General features: G+C 53.1%; 19 protein-coding genes. 5 read left to right on the forward strand and 14 right to left on the reverse strand.

Annotated elements, in window-relative coordinates:
* Positions 1 to 193 precede the first annotated feature (193 nt).
* The 12 genes from J7M22_13215 to J7M22_13270 all read right to left on the reverse strand — a co-directional run bounded on the left by J7M22_13215 (position 194) and on the right by J7M22_13270 (position 14,579).
* The gene (locus J7M22_13215; protein MCD6507569.1) at positions 194 to 3,106 is read right to left on the reverse strand and encodes a hypothetical protein; all 2,913 of its coding nucleotides are present in this window, start codon (positions 3,104 to 3,106) and stop codon (positions 194 to 196) included.
* A gap of 3 nt (positions 3,107 to 3,109) precedes the next feature.
* A complete protein-coding gene (gene rpiB / locus J7M22_13220; GenBank protein ID MCD6507570.1) occupies positions 3,110 to 3,589 on the reverse strand; it encodes a ribose 5-phosphate isomerase B in 480 nt (159 codons plus the stop codon).
* Entirely contained in the window at positions 3,586 to 4,725 is a 1,140-nt protein-coding gene (locus tag J7M22_13225; protein MCD6507571.1) for a threonylcarbamoyl-AMP synthase, read from the reverse strand. Before J7M22_13225 ends, rpiB begins: the two co-directional genes overlap by 4 nt.
* Before the next feature lie 6 nt (positions 4,726 to 4,731).
* The gene (gene tsaD, locus J7M22_13230) at positions 4,732 to 5,739 is read right to left on the reverse strand and encodes a tRNA (adenosine(37)-N6)-threonylcarbamoyltransferase complex transferase subunit TsaD (GenBank protein MCD6507572.1); all 1,008 of its coding nucleotides are present in this window, start codon (positions 5,737 to 5,739) and stop codon (positions 4,732 to 4,734) included.
* An 8-nt stretch (positions 5,740 to 5,747) separates the two neighbouring features.
* Complete coding sequence (gene tsaB / locus J7M22_13235; protein MCD6507573.1) at positions 5,748 to 6,455, reverse strand: tRNA (adenosine(37)-N6)-threonylcarbamoyltransferase complex dimerization subunit type 1 TsaB; 708 nt, start codon at positions 6,453 to 6,455, stop codon at positions 5,748 to 5,750.
* Positions 6,437 to 6,865 carry a tRNA (adenosine(37)-N6)-threonylcarbamoyltransferase complex ATPase subunit type 1 TsaE gene (tsaE, locus tag J7M22_13240; GenBank protein MCD6507574.1) on the reverse strand — a complete coding sequence of 143 codons (429 nt, stop codon included), beginning with the start codon at positions 6,863 to 6,865 and terminating at the stop codon, positions 6,437 to 6,439. The genes tsaB and tsaE overlap by 19 nt, the downstream gene beginning before the upstream one ends.
* Before the next feature lie 41 nt (positions 6,866 to 6,906).
* Complete coding sequence (locus J7M22_13245) at positions 6,907 to 7,866, reverse strand: Ppx/GppA family phosphatase (GenBank protein MCD6507575.1); 960 nt, start codon at positions 7,864 to 7,866, stop codon at positions 6,907 to 6,909.
* Positions 7,769 to 8,764 carry a DUF86 domain-containing protein gene (locus J7M22_13250; GenBank protein MCD6507576.1) on the reverse strand — a complete coding sequence of 332 codons (996 nt, stop codon included), beginning with the start codon at positions 8,762 to 8,764 and terminating at the stop codon, positions 7,769 to 7,771. Before J7M22_13250 ends, J7M22_13245 begins: the two co-directional genes overlap by 98 nt.
* Before the next feature lie 5 nt (positions 8,765 to 8,769).
* Complete coding sequence (locus J7M22_13255; protein ID MCD6507577.1) at positions 8,770 to 10,956, reverse strand: PQQ-binding-like beta-propeller repeat protein; 2,187 nt, start codon at positions 10,954 to 10,956, stop codon at positions 8,770 to 8,772.
* A 187-nt stretch (positions 10,957 to 11,143) separates the two neighbouring features.
* The gene (locus J7M22_13260; protein ID MCD6507578.1) at positions 11,144 to 12,571 is read right to left on the reverse strand and encodes a hypothetical protein; all 1,428 of its coding nucleotides are present in this window, start codon (positions 12,569 to 12,571) and stop codon (positions 11,144 to 11,146) included.
* 18 nt (positions 12,572 to 12,589) lie between these two features.
* The gene (locus tag J7M22_13265) at positions 12,590 to 13,624 is read right to left on the reverse strand and encodes a Gfo/Idh/MocA family oxidoreductase (protein MCD6507579.1); all 1,035 of its coding nucleotides are present in this window, start codon (positions 13,622 to 13,624) and stop codon (positions 12,590 to 12,592) included.
* 1 nt (position 13,625) lies between these two features.
* Positions 13,626 to 14,579, reverse strand: a complete 954-nt coding sequence (locus J7M22_13270) for a Gfo/Idh/MocA family oxidoreductase (protein MCD6507580.1) — start codon at positions 14,577 to 14,579, stop codon at positions 13,626 to 13,628.
* Positions 14,580 to 15,379: 800 nt separating this feature from the next.
* On the opposite strand from J7M22_13270, the gene J7M22_13275 reads away from it, so the two are divergent.
* Genes J7M22_13275 through J7M22_13290 form a run of 4 tightly spaced genes read left to right on the forward strand, consistent with a single transcriptional unit; the run spans position 15,380 to position 18,312 of the window.
* Positions 15,380 to 16,336 carry a BamA/TamA family outer membrane protein gene (locus J7M22_13275; protein MCD6507581.1) on the forward strand — a complete coding sequence of 319 codons (957 nt, stop codon included), beginning with the start codon at positions 15,380 to 15,382 and terminating at the stop codon, positions 16,334 to 16,336.
* Positions 16,337 to 16,355: 19 nt separating this feature from the next.
* Positions 16,356 to 16,886 carry a sigma-70 family RNA polymerase sigma factor gene (locus J7M22_13280; GenBank protein ID MCD6507582.1) on the forward strand — a complete coding sequence of 177 codons (531 nt, stop codon included), beginning with the start codon at positions 16,356 to 16,358 and terminating at the stop codon, positions 16,884 to 16,886.
* Positions 16,883 to 17,485 (forward strand): zf-HC2 domain-containing protein, encoded by a 603-nt coding sequence (locus J7M22_13285; protein ID MCD6507583.1) that lies wholly within the window; start codon positions 16,883 to 16,885, stop codon positions 17,483 to 17,485. The genes J7M22_13280 and J7M22_13285 overlap by 4 nt, the downstream gene beginning before the upstream one ends.
* On the forward strand, positions 17,482 to 18,312 hold the full coding sequence (locus J7M22_13290) for a DUF4252 domain-containing protein (GenBank protein MCD6507584.1): 831 nt from the start codon (positions 17,482 to 17,484) through the stop codon (positions 18,310 to 18,312). Before J7M22_13285 ends, J7M22_13290 begins: the two co-directional genes overlap by 4 nt.
* Here the strand turns inward: J7M22_13290 and J7M22_13295 are convergent.
* Together J7M22_13295 and J7M22_13300 are read right to left on the reverse strand one after the other, a co-directional pair.
* On the reverse strand, positions 18,309 to 19,442 hold the full coding sequence (locus J7M22_13295; GenBank protein MCD6507585.1) for an MFS transporter: 1,134 nt from the start codon (positions 19,440 to 19,442) through the stop codon (positions 18,309 to 18,311). The two genes, J7M22_13290 and J7M22_13295, sit on opposite strands and share 4 nt — an antisense overlap.
* The gene (locus J7M22_13300) at positions 19,439 to 21,088 is read right to left on the reverse strand and encodes a PEGA domain-containing protein (GenBank protein MCD6507586.1); all 1,650 of its coding nucleotides are present in this window, start codon (positions 21,086 to 21,088) and stop codon (positions 19,439 to 19,441) included. The genes J7M22_13295 and J7M22_13300 overlap by 4 nt, the downstream gene beginning before the upstream one ends.
* 152 nt (positions 21,089 to 21,240) lie before the next feature.
* On the opposite strand from J7M22_13300, the gene J7M22_13305 reads away from it, so the two are divergent.
* Positions 21,241 to 21,619 (forward strand): hypothetical protein (locus tag J7M22_13305; protein ID MCD6507587.1); only part of this gene is annotated, 379 nt, incomplete at its 3' end.

Below are 21,619 nucleotides of genomic sequence, written 5' to 3' on the forward strand. Positions count from 1 at the left end.
TAGGTCGTTATTATCCACCCTCCCCCAACCCCTCCCATCTAGGGAGGGGAGCTTTAAGTTCCTCCCCCTCGATGGGGGAGGCTAGGTGGGGGTGAACTCAAATCACCTACAGATTTTTCATACACCCCCCTGCCCTCGGTACCTGGAATCAATAGTTGGTGTTCTGCGGAGCGATAATACGAGCGTAAAGGGTTTATCCTTTAATCCTGGGCGGCTGTTGGATTTCGATGACGTTTTCATCCTCCAGCCTTTCCCACGGGATGAAGGCGCCCCGATTTCCGATCTGTCTGACCCCCTTACCGTTGACCGTGACCTTGGCGATCTTCAGCTCGGGACTCCTTTTGACGGTCAGCGAGACGCGCTTCCCTCTGATGGGTAATCCCTCGATTGATATCCCGTTCCAGCCTTCCGGCAGGGCGGGCATTATCTCGATTCCGTCCCGTCTCGGCTCGATCCCAAAGATCACGTTCACCACGAACGCCGCCGGCAGGCAGCTCCAAATATAATCATACAGGCATCCCCCTGCCGGTTCGCCTGTGAGGGAGTTATAGTATTCGCGGAAATGGCCCGTCTTCTGAAGGACATCGAAGACCATCTTCGTGTTGATGTAAGCCAGCTCGGAGGCTTTGGAGTAGTATCCGTATCGTTTCAGCCCCAGCATCACCAGCCAGCTCATCTCAACCCAGTTGCCTCCGTGCCAGTGTTTATCACCGCCGAAGGTCGGATCGCCCAGTGAGAGGGTAGGCACTGGGAAGTCGGTCTTGAACTCGTTCGGGTCATCCAGATATCGGATTATGGATTTGGCCCTCTCCTCATCGGCCAGCCCGGCCCAAAGCGGCAGGAAGGTGGAGATATCCCTGACCCTCGCCCATCTGCCCGTCTTGAGATCTCTGCCGTAATAGCAGCCGTCCTCCTCGTGCCAGAACATCTCGTTCATGGTCGCGGCCCGTCTCTCCGCCGCCTCCCTGAAGGATTGGGCCTCCTCCGATAATCCCAACTCCTCAGCCATCTCAGCCAGAACCCTCTCCTGCATCAGGAGATAGCAGTTCAGGTCGAGCGCCTCCTGATTCATCGCCCCACCGGTGGACGTCCAGGTCGGCAGGTCCTTGTCGTCGCGGACCGTCTCGTGATAATCCCTCCAGAAGTTCAAGCCCTTTCCGGTCCGATCTCGATTGGTCATCCACCATTCATGGTTTCTCTTTCCGCTCTCATATGCCCTTTGGAGGAACTCCCTGTCGCCCGACCAGAGATACGAGTTCCAGGCCTCCCACATCAACAGCGGACACGTGGCCTCATCTGCGGGCCTTTCCCGTGTGTCGAGCTGGTTGACGCCGTAGGGATACATGCCGTCGGGCCTCTGTCTGAGGATATGTCCCATGACGTGATTTTGGGCGAGCTTGGGATCGGTGAGGACGGTGGTGAAGACCGAAAGGCTTTCATGGGCGTGTTCCCCGTATGTCCACCAGCCGTAAGGCTGCTGTCCCTGAGCGCGGCAGAAGTTGTAGAACGGGACGGGCATGTTCATGTATGGGCTATAGGTCTCAGCTCTGGGCAGCTCTAACGACGCGTAGAAACTGCTCTCCCATCCCTCAACTGGCAGGAAGACTTTAGGCATGGATCTATATCTGTTTATGCTCTCCCTCACCTGTCCCTGCCAATCCGATTCGAACGGCCTCCACGCCTGCTGCAATGCCTTGATCAACGCCTCTTCGTCGCTCATCTGGGGATAATGCTGCACACCCCTGACGGTCGGGATCGGGTAGTTGGAGTATCTACACAAGGCCAGCCCGAAGAGGATCAACTTTCTCTCGCCCGATCTGATCGTGACCCTGTATTTGAGCGATTCGTATCTTATCGGATGCATGCGAGCGATCGGTCCCGTCAGCTCATTTCTAAAGAGGTGACCGGATGGCCTTTCGGTCGACGTCATGACGGTGATCAGCTTTCCGATGCGTCTGTCGGCCTTTGGCCCCACCCACTCGTCATAGCAGGCCACGAGGGAGTCGTTATTGTTGTTGTATCCGGTCCATCTCATCTTACCTGTGCTGACCAGAACGCTTCGTCCGTAACGCTGTATCGGCCTGTCCTCTGGCGGCTCCTTGAAGGTCATCTGATAGATGTTGAAGAATGTGGTATCATCGGTGTTGTTCTCGACTATAACTGCCGTCATGAGCGTGGAGCCGTCATATGGGAGGAAGATCGCTGTAGCCGTTAGCCCCTCAGCGATCCTGATCTCCTCGACATAGAGGTCTATAAGATGTAGGAGCGGGTCGCTGAAAAGGTGTAGTCTCAGATCCTCGCCCTGCATCTGCACGCCGATGAGATAGGCGATATCGGTGTTGGGGTTGATCAGGCCGACGTTTCCAACCTTAGGGATATCGAACTCCCTTTCCTTCCTCAGCAGGTGCCAGACGAAATCCTGGGCGTAATCTATGGGCTGACCGACGTCATAGCTTTTGAGGAAATAGGATGAGGGCTTCAGCGCCGTTCCCTGATACACGTGTCGGAGTTCCGACGGGACGTTACGGATCAGGTTCAACACCTCGTTGAACTCCATCCTGGGAGTCTTACGGGGCTGGCGTGGGGTTTGGAGCAGATCCACGTGTGTCATCATATTTCTGGCCCACTCCAGCTCGTTCTCTTCGATGGAAAGTTTGAAGGCGTCGAAATCCTCAGGCGGGTAGAAGTCGGCGTCGCCCACGAAGAAGCCGTCTATGAGCACCTGGTTCTCGGAGTATTTCGATTGAATCCTGATCAGATGTTTGCCGCCCTTAATGCTTCCCAGCGGTATGGAGACGAATCTCCAGTCCTCAGCTCTATCTCCGTTACCGCCTGTCGGCTGAAAGGTGAGCGAAGGGCTTCTCTCACCCACCAGCTTACCGTCCAGCGTCAGGTCGTATAGGGCCTGTCCCGATTCCTTTGCGTATCGTATGTGCAGATAGAGTCTCATATCGGTTGGAGTTTCGATCTCATATTCGACATAATCGCTGGATTTAGCGCCCCATCCCCCGCCGAGACATAATCCTCCTGAGGCAGCCTTTCTGGGTTCGGCCCCTGAAGAGCCCGATTGTCTGATGTAATGCTCACCCTCATGCCAGAACCACATCTTTCACCCTCCCTGTTTGTCTTTGCAGGTATATTCGATCTCCATCTCCCTTATCTCGTTTAGCCTCCGGACATGCCTTTCAGCTCCGGAGAATTCCGTCTCAAGCCACGTTTTAACGATATCCCTGGCCAGATAGATGGCGGTTATCCGTGCGCCGAGGGCCAGGATATTTGAGTCATTATGGGTTCGGGCGACCCGGGCCATATCGGTCGAGTAACAGGCCGCCGCCCTTATACCGGGGACTTTATTAGCCACGATGGATATCCCTATTCCTGTGCCGCAGATGACGATCCCGGCGTCAAATCGGCCCATTGCGACCGCCTCGCCGACCTTTCTGCCGTAGATCGGATAATCGGATGGATTTTCATCATAGGCTCCAAGATCCTCAACTTCATATCCTAACTCCCTGAGAAATCTCTTTATCTCCTCCTTCATCTGTATGCCGGTGTGGTCACTCCCGATCGCTATTTTCCTCCATCTCATATCCCTTTTTCCTCCACGATAAGGGCTAGTTTCTCCACGATGAGGTCCAGATATCTCTCGATCTGGTCTCGACATCTCCTGTATTCGTCGATCGATTTTCCGTAAGGATCATCGACATCTCCACTCCCCTCGCCGGCGAACTCGGAGAGCAGGAAGACCTTCTCCTCAGCCTGAGGCAGAAGCCTTTTCACGGAACTTCGGTGATGACGTGCCATCACCAATACCAGATCGACCTGTCTCAAGAGCCACCTTGAGAGCTGCCTGGATCGGTGTTCTGAAATATCGATGCCGATCTCCCCCATCACCTCTTTTGCGTTTTCGCTCGGCTCGTTGCCGAAAAGGGCAAGCGTGCCGGCGGAGAGCACACGGATTTTATCCTCAAGTCCCCTCTGCCGCAGTTTCTCCCTCAACATCCATTCGGCCATGGCGCTTCGACAGATATTGCCGGTGCAGACGAAGAGCACCGTGAAGGGTTTGGGCGGCATTTCCTCCGCTTCAAGGGGTGTTCCCAGGCACTCGGCGATCATAACGGTCGATATGCCTCCCTCTCTGATCAGCCTCGGCGAGCTGGAGGTCAGGTCGATCACGCTCGATGGCACCCCGCCCATGCACTCTCCGCCGTCGATCGCCAGGTCGATCCTCTCCAGGAAATCATCCTTGAACTCCTCGAAGGATCTGATCGCTCCCTCGCCAGAGGGGTTAGCGCTGGTTGCGGCGACGGGGCGGCCGAGGGACTCTATTATCTCCAGCGTCAGATCGTGATCGGGCATCCTGAATCCGAGCGTCTCGCCTCCCTGATTCAGCACATCCGGCATTTTTCCCCGCTTCACCCTCAATACCATCGTCAACCCGCCGGGCCAGAACCGATCGGCCAGCCTGTAAAACCCTTCGGGTATGGAATCGGCGATCTCCTCCACCTGATCGACTGAGGAGACGAGAAGGGGTATGGGCTTGGATCTCTCCCGTCCTTTCACCTCATAAAGCCTGGAAACGGCTTCCGGATTATAGGAGTCGGTTCCAACCCCATAGACGGTATCGGTTGGGAAGATCACGATTCCGCCGGATTTCAGGGTTTCAACCGCCTGGCCGACGGCCGACCGGATGTCATATTCGGATTTGATCCTAATGATCTTCACCCCATTTCACTCTCCTATCAGTGCGCTGGCGTATCCGTTCAAATCGAGATCAGCCGCCTCGCCCGATTTATATCTGTGATAGGCGAGACCGGCTATCATAGCCGCGTTATCCGTGCAAAGCCTTAAAGGCGGCAGGAAAACCGGTATTCCGATCTCACCTGCTTTTGCAGCCATCTCCGCCCTGAGCCTGCTGTTTGCGGCGACGCCACCTGTGACGGATATAGCCGAAACGTTTTTCTCTCGGGCCGCCCTTATCGTCTTTTCCACAAGGACATCCACGACGGCTTTTTGGAAGCTGGCCGCTATGTCCTCGATCCTGGGCATCCCTCCCTCTTTTTTGGCCTTTATGACGAAGTTTTTCACGGCGGTTTTCAGCCCGCTGAAGCTGAAGTTATAATCGCCGCTTCGGATCATCGGTCGAGGAAAATCCACCGCCTTTTCGTCTCCCCTTTTGGCCAATCGATCGATGATCGGCCCGCCGGGAAAACCTAGACCCAGATATTGCGCGACTTTATCGAATGCTTCACCGGCGGCATCATCGCCAGTGCTCCCCAAAAGCTCATATTCCGTTACATCTCGAACCTCGGCCAGGATCGTATGTCCTCCTGAGACGGTCAGGCAGATATGAGGGACGGGTATATCAGGATTGGCCAGAAACCCGGAGTAAATATGTCCCTCCACGTGGTTGATCCCTATCAGTGGAAGCCTGAGGCAGTAGGCTATCGCCTTGGCGACAGCTATGCCCACGAGCAGCGCCCCTATCAGTCCGGGACGATTGGTCACCGCTATAGCTCCCAGATCCGTTAGGCTAACTCCGGCCTCATCCATCGCCGATTGTATGACGTAGAGTATCATCTCTGTATGCTTCCTCGAGGCGATCTCCGGGACGATTCCCCCGAAACGGCTATGTAGGTCGATCTGTGAGGATATGACGTTCGAGAGAATCTCCCTGCCGTCCCTTACGACGGCTGCCGATGTCTCATCGCAGGAGGTGTCTATTCCCAGGATAAGCACATATCACCTCACAGAAGCGATTTGTCAGGCAGATCGCCTGACTCCAGCTTCACCTCTGCCTCCGGTCGCCTGAGGTAGAGAGGCACGAAATTGAAGAGCTCATCGCTTTCCCTTCTCTTCAATCGCTCTAATCCCAGCACAGCCACGACGCTCCCCCTGGGGAGGTCGAACACATGATCGGCGAAATTCGCCGTCCCCCCCAACCTCCTTTCGATAGCCTCTCTATACTTCCTGGCACCGCTCCCGGAAAACAGGACGGGCTTATCTATCAGATCGAGCACGTCATCGACGGGAGAGCAGAGGTAATCTGAGGTTCTCCTCAGTTCATCTCCCCCTTGATATATCGCGGCGTAGACCTCCCCTCTCCTGGCATCAAGCATAGGACAGATAATTCCTCCGTAAAAGCGAAGATTGAAGGCCAGAACATCCAGCGATATGACGCCGATGATCGGCTTTTTAAGGGCGAAAGCTAATCCTTTCGCCGTCGCCACCCCCACTCTCACCCCTGTGAACGAGCCCGGACCTCTGGTAACCGCTATGGCGTCGATCTCCGATCGATCGACCGATGCCCGCCTCAGCATATCATCCAGAGCCGGCATTAACCTCGCGGAATGGGTCTCTACGACGTTCAGCACATATTCGGCGATCACCATATCATCTTCGATAAGCCCTATACTTCCTATCGGTGTTGCCGTGTCTATCCCCAGGACAAGCATCCTTTCAGCTCCTTCAAGACGTAGGCATATCTTTCACCTCGCCCGATCATTTTGATCTCGCGTCTTGTCTCATCCATCCAGGTAAGGTGGACGTCAAGCCTCTCGGGCGGCAGCAGATCGATCATCCGATCGGCCCATTCAATCAGGTATATGCCCTCGCCTTCCTCTATCATCTCGACGATCCCTACTTCCTCGATCTCCTCGTTTCCGCTCAATCGGTAGAGATCAATGTGAAACACCGGATATCTGGCCGGGTAGACGTTGACGATGATGAAGGAGGGGCTGCTGATGTATCGCTGGTCCACCTTCAAACCGATGGCCACCCCCCTGGCGAAACAGGTCTTGCCCGAACCGAGCTCGCCTATCAGCGAGACGATATCCCCCGGCTCGAGCCTCTCCCCCAGCCTCACTCCGATCTCTATCGTTCGTTCGGTGGAATCTGAGATCAGGGTTAACTCTCCCTCTCGCATAGCACAGGTATTATAACACCCCCATCATCTCCTTTCAATAGGTAAGCCGCCCCATATCGTAAGCCCTTACAGCTTACCTTCACCTCGTCGATCTCGAATCTGGACATCAGCGAGAGGAGTATCGCCACGCCCGCCACGATGATATCCGCCCTTCCACGTTCCATTCCCGGGATCTCCGCCCTTTCAGAGGTGGGAACGGAGATGAGCGTCTGAAATATCCCCTCCACCTCCTCCCGTCTGAGATCCATTCCGTGAACGGCGGACGGATCGAACTGAGGTAGCTTCAACTTCATCGCCCCTATCGTGGTAACCGTTCCGCCGATCCCGACCATACAGTCGATCCGTTCCTCCGGTATCTCCGTCCATCTCCTTCTGAGGTACTCCATCATCTCCGTCATCTCATTTTCCCGCGGGGGGTCAGATCTGAGAAATTCGTCTGTGAGTTTAACCGCCCCGACCTTGAAGCTATGATGAAATGTTACCTCCCCGCCCCTTCCTAGGATCACCTCCGTGCTTCCCCCACCGATGTCCATTACGGCAATGATCCCCTTCGATAGGGCGAGATCGGGATCGCGGGCGACAGAGATGAAGGAAAGCCTCGCCTCCTCCTCGCCCGATATAATCTTAAGCTCAATTCCGGTGTTCCTTCGTATCATATCGATGAACTCATCTGAGTTACGCGCCTCCCTGAGGGCGCTTGTGCCTAAGAGCACCACCCTCTTGAGGTTCATCCTGCGGGATAGGTCGATGTATTTGAGTATCGCCCTCGTAGTTCGATCCATTGCCTCTCGAGACAGAGATCCGCTTTGTCTCAATCCTTCGCCGAGGCGGGTTATGACGGCCTCATCGCGAATGGTCCTCAGGCGATCGCCCTCGATCTGACATATGAGGAGCAGGACGGAATTGGTTCCGACGTCGATAACGGCGATCCTGTCCTTCATCGTTTCCTGCCTCTGGTCCCTCGGACTGCCTAGGTTTCCGCGGCCCCAGGAATCGGCGGATTACATCTCGAAACCGGTAGAGAGGTGTTAATCCATTTTGAAGGATTTCGTATACGCGCTGCAGGTCTACTCTCCAATAGAGATGCACCAATACATTGCGAAAACCCGCTAAATCAGCCAGCTCTTCACCCAATTCCTGAGGGATAACTCCCGCTTCAGTTAAAATTTCAAAGGTTTCTCTATAGGTAGAGGGACGTCGCAGATCTCTCTGTGCGATGAGATGGTTGGCGATATCAATACAGGATTGGATGGAAATTAGCATCGCATGCATAACCATGTTCCTTGTATCTCTGTTCGAGCGTATCATCTCTGCAGTGATGTCTCTTCGGTATCGTTCCCAGTCCGCCAATGCCTCGTCCATTTCCTGGAAATGTTGGAAAACCTCAGCTCGCTGTTCCATACCGTTATCCCCGTTAAAATATCGATTTATAAACTCCTCCCACACCGGTTGATAGTCCAGATATTGAGAAAGAAGGTGTGCTTCATAGCGAATCCGGCATCGAGCATCGCGCTGAAGAATAAGTTGACCTGTTTTTATCACCTTATATTGGAAGAAGGGAGGTGCTTCGTTTAGAATTTGAACATCTACCTCGCGGTAAAAGGAGATAGCCCTCTCCACTGCACGTCCAATGCGCATGGCAAGCTTAAATCGCTCGTAGGAAGAGGCCGGACAGGGCAGAAGGTAAACGGCTATATCGATATCCCGGAAATCCCATCCGTATCCGCGGGCGGGACAGCTCCTCACGGCAGAACCGAAAAGATAGGCGAAGGAAATCTCCTTAAAAGAGGAGAGACTGGTATTAAGCGCAACGATCAATCCTCTTGTCTTTCCCTCCATCTCACTCACCGAATATAATCAAAGCTCAGGATATATCCTGTCGTCTGAGCCGGTCTATATCTTCCGCCTCTTATATATTTGCTCGTCACCCACAGGCATAGCCTTCCGTCCGGCATCCATTCCAGCTTCGATAGATCCCCCCTTGAGACGAGTAGCAATTGTTTGCGGCCTGTGTTGACCTCATATATCCATACCTTCCAGTTTATCCCCGCCCTATCGTCATGTTCCATAAAAGCCAGAAATCGACCGTCAGGCGACCAAGTCGGCGAGGTGTGATTGAATGTGATGACGTTTTGTGTCCGTATGTCAAGCAGGAACAGCCTTTTATCTATCGGAGCATCCGGCCTGACGCCGGGATTACCTGAAAGCACATACGCCAGATATCTTCCGTCAGGGGACCAGCTTATCTCGGAGACTTTCTTCGACCGGCTGTGGATTATCTTCGACTCAACGCCACCTTGGACCCCCAAAAGCAATATCTTAGCCTCTCCCGACTGGTAATATTCGCCATTAGTTCCCACCGCTATGATTCTGCCATCGGGTGACCATCTGGGCGGCAGCAGGTAGAGATACTGCTGTGGTGTGCCCATTATGAGGATGGTTTTGATCCTTCTCAGGCCCGATCCGTCGATGTTGACCACCCAGACTGAATCCACGAGCTCTCGTCTGCGCCTGAAGGTGATCCTATGCGCCTTGGAGGAGAAAGATGGCGCCTCGCCTTTAGTCACCCGTCTCAGATCCGTCCCATCTCGGCTGACGACCCAGATGTGACTGACGTTGGAATCATAGGTCTCAAACGCTATCCATTTGCCGTCTAAAGACCACGAGAGATATGGGTTATAGATGCTAGCTGAGCAGAGCTTCTGAGACTTACCCGTTTCGGGAAAGGTAACCCATATCTCGTCGGCATGCCAGTATTGTCCTTTAAGCTCCGTTCTGAGCGGGTAGACGACGGCTTTGCCGTCGGGAGACCATATGGGAAACTCGCCGCCGAGCTTCAGCTTAAGCGTATCGAGCTTGCTGATTCCCTCAGGAATGAGAAGATCGTGTTCGGATCGCCCGATCGGCATCGCCGAGCTCATCCAGCCGAAACTTCCATCGGGAAGCTTCACCCTATACCATCCGTTTTGTTCCTCGTACAGGGGCAATATCTCACCGTCGTTCACATAGGTGATAACTTCGCCTTCGGGACGATCGTAAACCGCCGATCTGCCTATAACAAAGCATCTCTTACCCTGCCCCTTAATCCCCTGGGATGGCTTCTCCGCGTAGCTTTTGCCTGCCAAAGCGTAGACGTATCCGTCGTACGATCCGAAGTAGACCATTCCGTCATATACGGCCGGGGTTGAATCGACTCCGCCCCCGACGGAAAAGGAGAAAACCTCATGCCAATCCGACTGTGAGAGCACATGAAGGGCGCCTTTGCGGGAGCCTATGAAGATATATCCGTTCGCTATCACCGGATAGCTCTGTGAAAACGGTATCCTCTTTCTTATCCCCTCCGCTTGATTCATGGGCTGCAGCGGACGAAGCACCCCTTGTGTACAGATATACAATACCCCCCCGATCTCGGTCTTCATCGGGATCCTATCCCTGATCTTACCGCTCCTCTGATCGAGGACGTATATCTTTTTGTCATAAACGCCAAGATATACCCTTCCGCCATAGGCGATAGGCGGCGAGCTGATCCAGTTATCCACCTTTCTCTTCCAGATAAGACTTCCGCTTCGGGCGTCCAAAGCATAGACGACGTTATCCCTTGTATGGAAGAAGAGCATGCCGTTTTCGATCGCCCCGCTGTACTGGATCGGTGAGCCTGCGTCAAAGGACCATCTCTCTCCCCATTTCTTAGCCTTCAGGGCGTAGAACCTGCCGTCCTGCGAGCCTATATAGACGGTATCGTTCCATACCAGCGGACTGGCCGTAACCGGCCCGCCGGTCATGAATTTCCACGCGAGCTTAAGGGGCGGTGAGATGATCTTATCTCCGCTGCGCCCCGACCGCTGAAGGTCGCCCATGAACATCGTCCATCCTTCACCTTTACTGGTCGAGGGCCTGATACCTCTCTTGATCCCCCGGGCGGAAGAGGACGTTTGAATCCTTTCTCCTTGAGATTTCGCCTTCTTTTCCTCGCCGCCGCATGATACGAGGAGAACGAGAAGGAGGACCAAAGGCAGAAGTTTTTTCACCATGATATACCCCTATATATCCCTTTTTTCCCCCTACTTCATGATATCACAACGCCCAACAGGTTGCAAGTTCCCGAAGATCTTCCCAGGGATAGTAACAGCTTATGATGGATAGGGATCGTTGGGAGAGATGTGGCTATAGATCATAGATCTAACGGATCTTTCATCTGGCCTCCTTCGAGGAACTCCCCTATCGGTTTTTCTCCTTACACATGTGTATTACCAGATCCTCGCTGAAGGGAGGCAGCTTTATGGCTGAGAGTTCACCCTCCGCCGATAGGGAGCTTCGAGATATTCTCCTTCCGCTTTTCGGATCTGATATGGTTAGAGCATATCTTCCCGGCTTCAGCTTCAGCTTGATATCTTCATCCGAGCTTGAGGGGGTATATGTCCCTTCTGATGAGCAATAGATCACATATTCGCCTCCGGAGGATGCGGCCGCGTGAACGCGTAAATCCTGAGGGGCTGATAGGATCAGATCGTCGCGAGGTTCCAGCTCGGTGAACCTCGTGTTCTCCACGAACAGGGCGAATATCCGCAGCCAGGTGTGTATCGGTCGTCCGGTGAAGGGTTGCCAGCATACGGCCGTGGTATGTCCGCCTGCGACGAAGGCGTTCCAGAAGCTCCATCTCTCTATCTTCACTTGCTCGGACGAGGGTTTTTTCCAATCCTCCGGCCTCTTCCCATGCCAGAACGCCTCATCTACCATCACCGGTTTACCGTATTTGCGCAGCCGCCTTATGCGATCCCCGACCTCATAGGTGTCGGCGTGACATTGAACTATGTCCAACCCCGGCAACCTGTAATAGACCTCATCGCCGCGGAACGGGTTAAGGCCGGAGAATGAGATCGGTCTATCCTGCCGGTCATGAGCGTGCAGGAAATCTATCCAATGTTTTACCCATTGCACCCTCAGATCGTCGAATCCCTCCATCTCGTTGACTATCTCCCAATAGACGTTCCTGAACCCTGAAAGCTCATCGATCGCTTTCTTCACATAATGTTGTTGAAACCACTGGCTCTTTCTCGCCCATTCCCATTCAGGCGAGAGCGGCTCTTCGAACAGGTTCAGGTTATCAGGCTGGGCCAGCGTGTAAAACTCACCTTTGCCGTCGTGCGCCTTTATCGGACCGCCGCAATCGGCGTTCCAGGGATGTCTGAACCATCTCTCCCCGGCTCTCCATCTCTCAAGCGAGCATCTATCGAAAAGCACGAACTCGACGAGCACCCCTCTTTTCTCAGCGTAGCCACATATTCGCTTCGCCAGCTCCCAGAAGCGAGGGTTGAAGCGATGCAGATCGTAAAGCGGTTTTCGTGGATCGACCACACGCCAGGGACTTTTCGCCGCGCCGGGCTCCTCCCAACAGAAGCTCCAGGGGAAGAAACGAATGCGGAATCTAACGTGTTCGGTTTGATGATCGGATAGCATATCGATGTATCCTTTCCACGACTCCCATCTCTCGCCGTCAGGGGTGTTCTCCGTGCCGATCCCCTCCATCCCGCTGCCGACTATGTAGATCGGCTCGCCGTCATAGGTGAAGTGATAGCCCTCGATTCCCAGACCATTGGCCGAGCAGATCAGGGAGAGAAACAGCCCGTAGATCTGTAGGAAAACCATGATCTTCCTCCTTTCCGATCAGGTCCGCAGCCTTATATCATACTTTCCGGGCTTCAGCACAGGCAGGATGCCCTCCTCCACCATCTCGTCCAGCGGGTTGAGCTTGATCTTCAACGGCATCCTGACCAGCCCTTTGGTACGCACCGACTCGTATATCCCCATCATTATCTCCATCGTAAACCTCGCCTGTTCGCCGGAGCTTCTGTGTTCTTCGATCTCCCCATCCACCCATTTCACCAGATGGCGTATCTGTGCCACGAAGGGACTTTCGCCGGTCGGCTTCCGTTCATCCCAACCTGCTTCTCCAGCTCTCATCAACCTCAATCCTTTGCCCCATGCGACCTGAAGTGTACCTTCGGTGCCGCAGAGGATGATCTCCGGTATCCCGGGTCTGTCGGGGGTGTCCACCTCGACGATCCCCCTTACTCCTCCCTCGAAACAGATCACAGCAGCGCAGAGGTCCTCCGCCCTTGCGTCCCGTTCGTATCGATCGGTTTTCCTCTCCACCCCGCCTATAACCCAGAGCGTCTTCGGATCATCCAGGAGAAATCTCGTCGCGTCGATCAGGTGTGTTCCGTTGTTCAACAATCCCCCTGATGTGTGGAAGGCCGCGTAGAGCGGATCGCCTATTGCTCCTTGCTTTATCAGGTCTCTGGCCTCCACATAGGTGGACTCAAACCTGCGGACGTGGCCGACGGCAAGTTTGACATCGTTTCGCCGACATGCGTATATCATCGCGTCGGCCTCCCCCAGGCTCCTGCACATCGGTTTCTCGCACATTATCCCCTTCACGCCCGCCTCGGCGCAATCTATGGTGATATCGGCATGTGACTGCGCCCAGGTGCAGATGCTTACCAGATCGACCTTTTCGTTTTTCAGAAGCTCTCTATGATCGGTGTAGACTGAGGGGATGTCGTATTTTGAGGCAAGGCTCTCAGCCGCTTTCCGATTTATATCGGCACAGGCGACTATAGGTATCCCCAGCGCCTTAAAGCCGTTTGCGTGAGCGGAGGAGATACCCCCACAGCCGATTATCGCTGCCCTGTGTTCCACCTCAGAAACCTCCTCTGATTTTATCCGCGAGTTCCATCGTTTTGACCGCATCGGAGAAACAGGTCTCAGGCTCTCTGTCCTCCTTAATGCAATCGATGAAATGCCTGTTTTCGTGATAAAAGCCGTAATATTTATGGCGGTCAGCGCTGCCGGCTGCCTCCGTCGCCGAGATGACAGTCGGTTCCTCCCTGTTGTCGGCGTAGATCAGCGCCCTGTCGTCCGGGTCCACGAAGGCGGAGATCCCGTAGGAGTGCATCTCGAAGGTGTGGACCCGCTTGCCAACGGCCCAATTCGTGCACAGAAATCCCGCTCCTCCCCCTTCGAACCGGACCACGGCGTTGAAGCTGTTGGGCACCTCATCGTTAAATCGGCTGACGATAGAGTGGACCTCCTTCACTTCTCCGCCCATCCACCTCAACATATCCACGGCATGTATGGCGTCGCAGGTTAAGACGTCTATTACCCCGCCATAGTAGATCGCCCTGGAGTTCTTGTAGAAAGTGGAGGTGCACTGTATTATCGGGCCCCTTTCCTCCACTATCTCCCTCACCTTTCGATTGAGAGGGATAAACCTTCTGTTGAAGGCACACATCGTCTTACAGCCGTGTTTTTCGGCGAGACTAGCGAACCTTCTGGTCTGAAACGTAGTCACCCCCGGTGGTTTCTCTATGAAGATGTTATGCCCCATCTCCAAAGCTCTCACCACGATCTCGAAGAGCTGATGTGGAGGCATGATCACATAGACGGCGTCCAGCTCCTCCATCTCCAACATCTTCCTGTAATCCGTATATCTTCCCTCGACTTCATACTTATCGGCTGTCGAGTGTAGCCTTTCCTCGTTTATATCGCATATGGCCTTTATCTGAACGTCCTGGAACTCCGCCAGGGAGGGATAATGCATGGCATTGGCGAGGTTCCCCGCCCCGACGAATCCCACCTTGACGATTTCACTCATCTCGCACCTCCCCGAGTTTCCTCAGGACTATACCACAACTTCCTCTTTAAATCAACCCCGCCTCTACCGGAGGGTGCATAAGAAATTTATCGGTAGAGAACAAGAGAGGGATGACAAGATAGATGGGATTATCAGCATCTGGGAAAAGCCATATCCGGTTCATCGCAGTGCTATCTCTCGGCAAAGTGAGACGGAGCATACAGCGCCATAGGTGTTCTCTATAGATGATGGTAATGGTATGCTTACTATCGATACCCACCTCGATGGGAGGAAGAGTATACCGACACGATATCCGCTGCCCCCACTGCGGCTCTAATTGGTGTATCAAATACGGTCATGCTAATGGCAAACAAACCTATCGATGCAATGATTGCTTTCACCGCTTCACGCCTGAGGCGAGTCGACATGTCTATCTGAATCATATCAAGCAACAGGCGATCCGAATGTATTGCGAAGGGATGAGCAGAGCCTTGCAGGTCAAAGCAGGCACGGTCTATGTATGGATTAAAAAAAGTGAAGTTCCCCCCAATTTTTGGACAGAGTAGGGCTTTTCAATGATTGTATGATTTAGTATACTATCACAAAGACCACCAGGAAGGGAGGTGATTCAGGTAGAAGGATAGGGATGAGAAGATGACAAGATTTGATTCTTCTTCGGCCTTTGGGGCGGAAGGGTGGATTGTATCCTTATCAAATCATTGAAAAGCCCTCCTTACATTATAGTTGACGAGAAGAAACGCGTGCGATATGATACCAATACGAGAGTGGGGTTCAATCGGGTCCATGGATGGGATTTAGGAGTGAGGTTGAGATTTTTCATCCGCAGGAGTATTCGCGAGCCTACAAGGTGCAAAGCATACGCTGAGGTCTCCAGAGGTATAGCGAGTGGAATTTGGAATTACAAGCTGGGGATAGAATCGGCAGAGGGAAGCTGGTTTAGAAAATATAATCTGCTCGTCGATCTCAGCATATACCGCTTAACCGATATGCTGGACGTTGACATCATGCCCAGCGATGGAGAGCAGCTCGCAATGTCGTTTTTGTTCGGGAACGATCTGAGGGATTACTATCAGCGTGACGGGACAGAGATGTCCCTGAGCTGGCAACCAACGAACCCCTGGCAGCTCATACTGAAGCTGAGAGATGAAAGACATTCCAGCTTATCCAAACACTCCAATTGGAGCCTTTTCAGCAGGGAAGAGAAACGGGAAAATCCCCCTATCACCAAAGGCAAACTGAGAAGCATATGCTTTGTGAGCGGCTTTCATCCCGGACGGGAAGATAAATGCTGGATCAGCGCTTTTACCGTTGAGCATGCTAGTAGGTCGCTCGGCTCAGATTTCGATTTCACCATGGCGAAAATCCTTATCAGAGGATCCCTTTCTCTCCCCAAGAATTTCTTCTCAAACCTTCGCGTCAAAGCTGGGATCTCAAATGGCTCTCTTCCAATACAACGTAGATTCTTCATCGGCGGCCCCGGTACCCTCCGCGGTTATAGGTTCAAGGAGTTTTCGGGCGATGATCTAGTTCTGGTGAACCTAGAATACGGCCGCCGGATAGTGGGAGGAATACGATGGGTGTTTTTCACAGATATAGGTTGTGTATGGGGTTACCGCTCAGGGATGAACTTGAATTCGGATGTAAAACTCAGCATCGGCGCTGGTATCTTGATCGGTGGGTTTAGGATGAACTTGGCTCAGGCTCTGGAAAGAAGGAGGAAACCCGTCTTTAACTTCCGATTCAGCAGAACTCTTTAAACCCCTTAGGGTCGATTTGATGTCGGATGAGAAGGATTTCGTTATCTTTATGCGACAAAACCAGGAGAGTGTTTATCGGCTGGCCTTTCATCTCCTCGGTAACGAGGAGGATGCCAAGGACGCGACGCAGGAGGTCTTCATGAGGGTATGGGAGAGGTTTGACGAGATGCGTCGGCAAACCGGTCGAGCCTGGGTTTTGAAGATAACCGTTAATCTTTGTCTTGATTGGCTGCGTAGACGCAAGTTCATAGCCGATTTCACGGAGAGGGAAGAATCATCGACGGATATTGAACATCGACTGCTCGATCATAGACCTGATCCTCTGGAGCAATGCTTAAATCGGGAGATACAGGCCAAAGTCAGGGAGGCGATTCTGAAGCTCCCTCCGGTATATCGCGCTGTGGTGATCCTACGGGACTTGGAAGGGATGAGTTACAAGGAAATCGCTGAAACATTGAATCTGACAATAAGCGCTGTCAAGTCAAATCTCTTCAGGGGAAGACGAAAGCTCAGGGAGCTTCTACGGCCCTTTTTTGAGGTGAACGGATGATGCGCTGTAAAGAGATAAGAGAGCTTCTTGAGGAGTACCTAGAAGGGGAAATAGATGAAACTAAACGGAAGGAGATGGAGACTCACATCGACGGATGCGATTTATGCAGGTGGGAGTTGGCTTTAAGCCGAAGTATCCCCCGTTTGGTCGGCTCTCTATCTACACCGCCCGTGCCTGATGACCTTATCCCAAGCACGCTGAAGCGTTTACATGAGATGCGCTCGCCCTGGCGTAGGAAGCAGGGGCTGTTTGGAATCCTCCTGAGGAGGAGATGGCGGCTCGTCGCCGCCACTTCGATATTGCTCGCCCTTCTATTGTTCGGGATCGGATATCACAGTATAAGGAGACCCGGGATATCGGAGGAGGAAGTCGCCTCGGCGGTAAGGGAAGCTAAATTCGCCCTGGGGATCGTGGGTAAGGTGGCTCGGAGGATACAGATCGATTTGATGGAGGGGACCGAAACGTTAAACGTTAAGAAAAGGGAAGCTCAAAATGCGATACGAGATATCGCCGAAACCCAACGTGAGATCGCCGAGGAATTGTACCGCACCTTGGCGGTTTTATCCCGATTAAAGCTCAAGGAGGTAGGGGAACGATGAAAATCCTATGGCTCCTGAAATGTATCGTTCTAGCCCTTTCCATTGCCTTGGGATTTACCACCCTTGCTCCTTCGGCAGGAGAAAAGGGAGGGGAGATCGAGGAGTTGATCGAGATCGATTATCCGAAAGCCGGGGAAGCGAAGGTGGAGATAAACCTGGAGGGGGCTTTATTCTCTCTCGTTGCCAAGGCTATGAAAAAGGAAAACCCGGACCTCTCAGAGGTTCTGTCGAGCCTCAAAGCTATCAAGGTGAGGATCTACGACAGAACCTCTCTCGGCGGAGGAGACCTCAACGAGGTTTTAAAATTCTATGAGGAGCAATTATCGAGGACGAGATGGCAGGTGCTGACACGGGTGAGGGAGGAAAAGTCGAAGATAGTTGTTTATTCACTTACAAAGGAAGACACTATTACCGGACTGGTTGTGCTCGTTGGGAACCCTGAGGAGGTTGTGATCGTTAATCTAGCGGGCAAGATAGATCTGACGAGGCTCTCCGAGCTCGACAGGATCACCGGCGTTGATATTAACCTCCCGGATCTTAATATCGAGGAGAAAACTCTACCGAAGAGGAAAGATAAAGGAGGAAATCGACGGAAAGCCATCAGGAACCTGTTTGATGGCGATCTGGAAAGCGCCCTTGCCCACTTACAAAAACTTGAAAGAGAAGGCATAAATAACGCCGCCGATTATGCCCTAATGGCCCTGCTTTACTATTCGCTAGGTGACTTAGGCGAAAGCTACCGCTGTTTAGGCAAACTTTATGAGGTGGAAAATCTGAAGGATATCTCCTCCGTCTTCTACAGGAAGGCGGAGGAACTAAAACCTTAACCTCGGTCCGGCGGGATCATTCGGGATACGAGAAGCGAGATCAAGGCTACGAAAGCGCCTCCGGCGAAGATCACCTCATAGCTGAACGCCTCCCATAGCAGTCCCCCGAAGAGCGGGGTTAAAATCGCCGCCACGTGGTTCATCGTCACGCCCATCGAGAGCGTCGGGCGAATATCCTGCGGCGGGGCGATCCTGTTGATGTATGTCGTCAGTGCTATGGAGCCGAAATAAAGGAAATTGTCCAGGCAATAACAGACGAACAGGATCTTAGGGTTGTGAATCAATGCATATCCTGCGAATACAAAGATCAAACCCAGATAGCTGAGCGAAAGCATCCTCCTCTCGCCATAACGATCCACGAGCTTGCCCATGAGCGGTCCCGTAAGGATCGTCACTATCTGATTGATCACCATAAGTGTGATGACGGTCTGGACAGAGATGCCATAGACTTTCACAAGGGTGAAGACGGCGAAGACGACGAATATCTGTTTGCGACATCCCTGTAGGAAATTCAGGGCATAATAAATCCCGTACTTTTGGCGAAATAGAAACCTCGTCTCCCGTATCCCATCCCTGTTCCACGAGGCTAGCAGAATCGTCATACCTCCGATGGCGATGATCATGCCCGCCAACAGATAAACCCCGCTGTAATCGATGAGTGAGACCGATATGGCCAAAAGCAGGCCGAAGAGATAGGCGAAACCGCCGACGCCGCGAAGCTGCCCAAGTCTCTCACCTTTCCTGCCCTCCTCGGAGAAGGCCAGCGCCATGGTGCCCTGAAGCGGAGCCCAACCGTGAAACCCGATGCTCCATATCAGTGAAAAGAGAACCAGCCACAGAAGCGTGTGCACCTGGGAGTATGCTCCTATGCCGAAGCCCATCACGATCAGCGATATCCCCCCCACCACAGGGGCGGATATGATGGAGACCAGAGCGTTGAAGGCGGCGCTTAAGAATCCGGGCGTCTCCCGCAGCGCCTCCATGAAGCCGAGCTGTTCAGGCTTTATCCCGATCCGCTCGACTATAAAGTTGTTGAAGGTGGCGAAATACACGCCGAAACCCACGTTGAGACAGAAGACGGCGATCGCCAGGAGGAGGAAATTGCGGTTTCCCCCTCTCCTTTTCTTCATGTCCTCCTCCTTCCTCTGAGGATCGTATAGATGCCCGATGCGAACACGATCAACAGGGCGATCGAAACGCCCATTATGGCATAATTCCTGGTCCTGTAAAGCTGGCTCAGCCTTCTGGAGGCCAATTTTCCCTCAGGACTGCCTTTTGGAGCCAGCGATTTGACCCTACGCCAGAACTTCTTGGCCAAATCCTCTCTTCCGATCACATCTGAAAGATGGGCTGACACTATCTGATACATGAGGATTTTCGGCGATTTATCCGCCTTATCGGCGAAATAGCCGAGGACGATCTCGGCGTGTTTGGGCTCAAGCCTGGGGATAGAGAGGATGGGGCCTTTCTGCGCCTTTGCCCATTCCTCAAACGCCTCCGCGCAGCCCAGCTCATCCCCCCTCTGATACCTTATTTTGGAGATCTCATCCCACGGCCGATGCTTCAGCTTCAGGTCAACACTCAAATTCGAGAAGCCTTTGAACTCGACGGGGCTTTCCGCCACCATGGTATCGCTGTATTCAGCCACGATTTCGTATCTTCCGGGTTTAAGCAGACCGTGTTCCCATTTTCCGAAGGTATATTCGCCATCCTCTCCGATCCTCTGGATGTATTGTGTTCCCTTGATATATACATATGCATCGGGCAGAACCTTTCCGGATTGGTCGGTCACCCTTCCGAATATCTTAATGGGGGTCAATTTGAAGTCCAGTGAGGCCGCATCGCCTCGGAACCTTCTTATCCTGACCATCCTCGCCTCAGGGATCAGATACAGCTCCCTCTCCACCCTCACCTCATGTAGCCCCGGTCTGGGTCCAACGATCACGCATGGACTTATGCCCGCCTCCCTTCCGTTGAGGGCCACTCTTGCCTCAGGCGGCTCAGTTTCGACGATGATGGCCGATGGCAGGGTGAGGACCGGTTCATCCGGATCGCCCGTTATGGCTGAGACTCCCATCGACTCACCCTGCCGCGAAATCGACTCATATAACTCGAGCACCGTAATCCTTCTATCCATGTTTAAGTCCAAGTTCGGATCATCCAGGGCGGATGAGAACCGTTGAAGTATCTCGTCGCTGCCGTCGGCAGGGACGCTGTTTATGAAGGCTGCCGACGAGGTACCGAAGGTTCTTCGATTGGCGTAAAAGGTGAACAGGTTTTCCTCGGTGCTATAACAATCCAGCAACACGATTCTATCCCCTTTGATCCCCGACATCCATCCGTTCAGCGTTTCGGTCCCTATGAGGGATGATTCGTCGTCGGGTGATCCATCCTTAGGTATCAGAAACAGTTCCCTGCTTGAACCGGAGGGCAGCGAGATCAAACCTCTGAAGATAAGGATTAACCTATTACCGCCTCTCATCTTCAATGAGATCTCGGACAGCGTTTTACCTATCAAGTCCAAGTTCGCCGCATCCGATCCTATAAATCGGATATGATCTTCAGGAATTTCACCTCTCTCGGCTATCTTTGACGTAAGCTCCCTAAGCTCATTTACGTCGAACGGCAGGTTCGGATAACTTTCCGCGTCATGTCTCAGGGCATCGATCGCCAAGACCCAGACTTTTCCGTCGTCGGGTATTCGTGTGGGCAAGGTTATGACCTGATACTTTGAAGCCGTTAAGAACAACATCAACAGGCTTAGGACCAGAACCATATTTCACCTCATCATCGTTGGGGTGAAGATATTATATCGCCCGAAGGAATGGAAATCAAAATTTTGTTAAAGTGAAGGCAGTTGCTTTCCGATAATATCGGTGACCGGCAGGGATGCCTGATTGCCAATGAGATTTCACGGAGGGATGGGAGATGTATAGCTTCAGGATTAACCATAATATTTCCGCCATCAATACCTATCGACAGTTGACGAGGTCGACCGCGACGCTGGAGCGGTCATTGGAGAGGTTATCATCGGGGCTGAGGATCAATAGGGCGGCAGATGACGTCGCTGGGCTGTCCATATCACAGAGGATGAGGGCGCAGGTAGTGGGGCTACAGCAGGCATCGCGCAACGCTTCGCAGGCGATCAATCTGGTTCAGACGGCAGAGGGTGCATTGAATGAGATACATGACATACTGACCAGGATGAGGGAGCTGGCAGTGGAGGCCGCATCGGATAACATATCTGAGTCCGATAGGGCGAGTTTGCACAATGAGTTTGATCAGCTCCGCTCTGAGATCACCCGGA

It is taken from the genome of Candidatus Poribacteria bacterium (genome assembly GCA_021162805.1).
GTDB lineage: Bacteria > Poribacteria > WGA-4E > B28-G17 > B28-G17 > JAGGXZ01.

Excerpts from the sequence above, each read along its gene's own strand:
- tsaB (MCD6507573.1), bottom strand. The coding sequence starts at position 6,455 with ATGCTTGTCCTGGGGATAGACACGGCAACACCGATAGGAAGTATAGGG.
- J7M22_13255 (MCD6507577.1), bottom strand. The coding sequence starts at position 10,956 with ATGGTGAAAAAACTTCTGCCTTTGGTCCTCCTTCTCGTTCTCCTCGTA.
- J7M22_13250 (MCD6507576.1), bottom strand. The coding sequence starts at position 8,764 with ATGGAGGGAAAGACAAGAGGATTGATCGTTGCGCTTAATACCAGTCTC.
- J7M22_13245 (MCD6507575.1), bottom strand. The coding sequence starts at position 7,866 with ATGAAGGACAGGATCGCCGTTATCGACGTCGGAACCAATTCCGTCCTG.
- J7M22_13290 (MCD6507584.1), top strand. The coding sequence starts at position 17,482 with ATGAAAATCCTATGGCTCCTGAAATGTATCGTTCTAGCCCTTTCCATT.
- J7M22_13215 (MCD6507569.1), bottom strand. The coding sequence starts at position 3,106 with ATGTGGTTCTGGCATGAGGGTGAGCATTACATCAGACAATCGGGCTCT.
- J7M22_13270 (MCD6507580.1), bottom strand. The coding sequence starts at position 14,579 with ATGAGTGAAATCGTCAAGGTGGGATTCGTCGGGGCGGGGAACCTCGCC.
- J7M22_13260 (MCD6507578.1), bottom strand. The coding sequence starts at position 12,571 with ATGGTTTTCCTACAGATCTACGGGCTGTTTCTCTCCCTGATCTGCTCG.
- J7M22_13300 (MCD6507586.1), bottom strand. The coding sequence starts at position 21,088 with ATGGTTCTGGTCCTAAGCCTGTTGATGTTGTTCTTAACGGCTTCAAAG.
- J7M22_13285 (MCD6507583.1), top strand. The coding sequence starts at position 16,883 with ATGATGCGCTGTAAAGAGATAAGAGAGCTTCTTGAGGAGTACCTAGAA.
- J7M22_13280 (MCD6507582.1), top strand. The coding sequence starts at position 16,356 with ATGTCGGATGAGAAGGATTTCGTTATCTTTATGCGACAAAACCAGGAG.
- J7M22_13295 (MCD6507585.1), bottom strand. The coding sequence starts at position 19,442 with ATGAAGAAAAGGAGAGGGGGAAACCGCAATTTCCTCCTCCTGGCGATC.
- rpiB (MCD6507570.1), bottom strand. The coding sequence starts at position 3,589 with ATGAGATGGAGGAAAATAGCGATCGGGAGTGACCACACCGGCATACAG.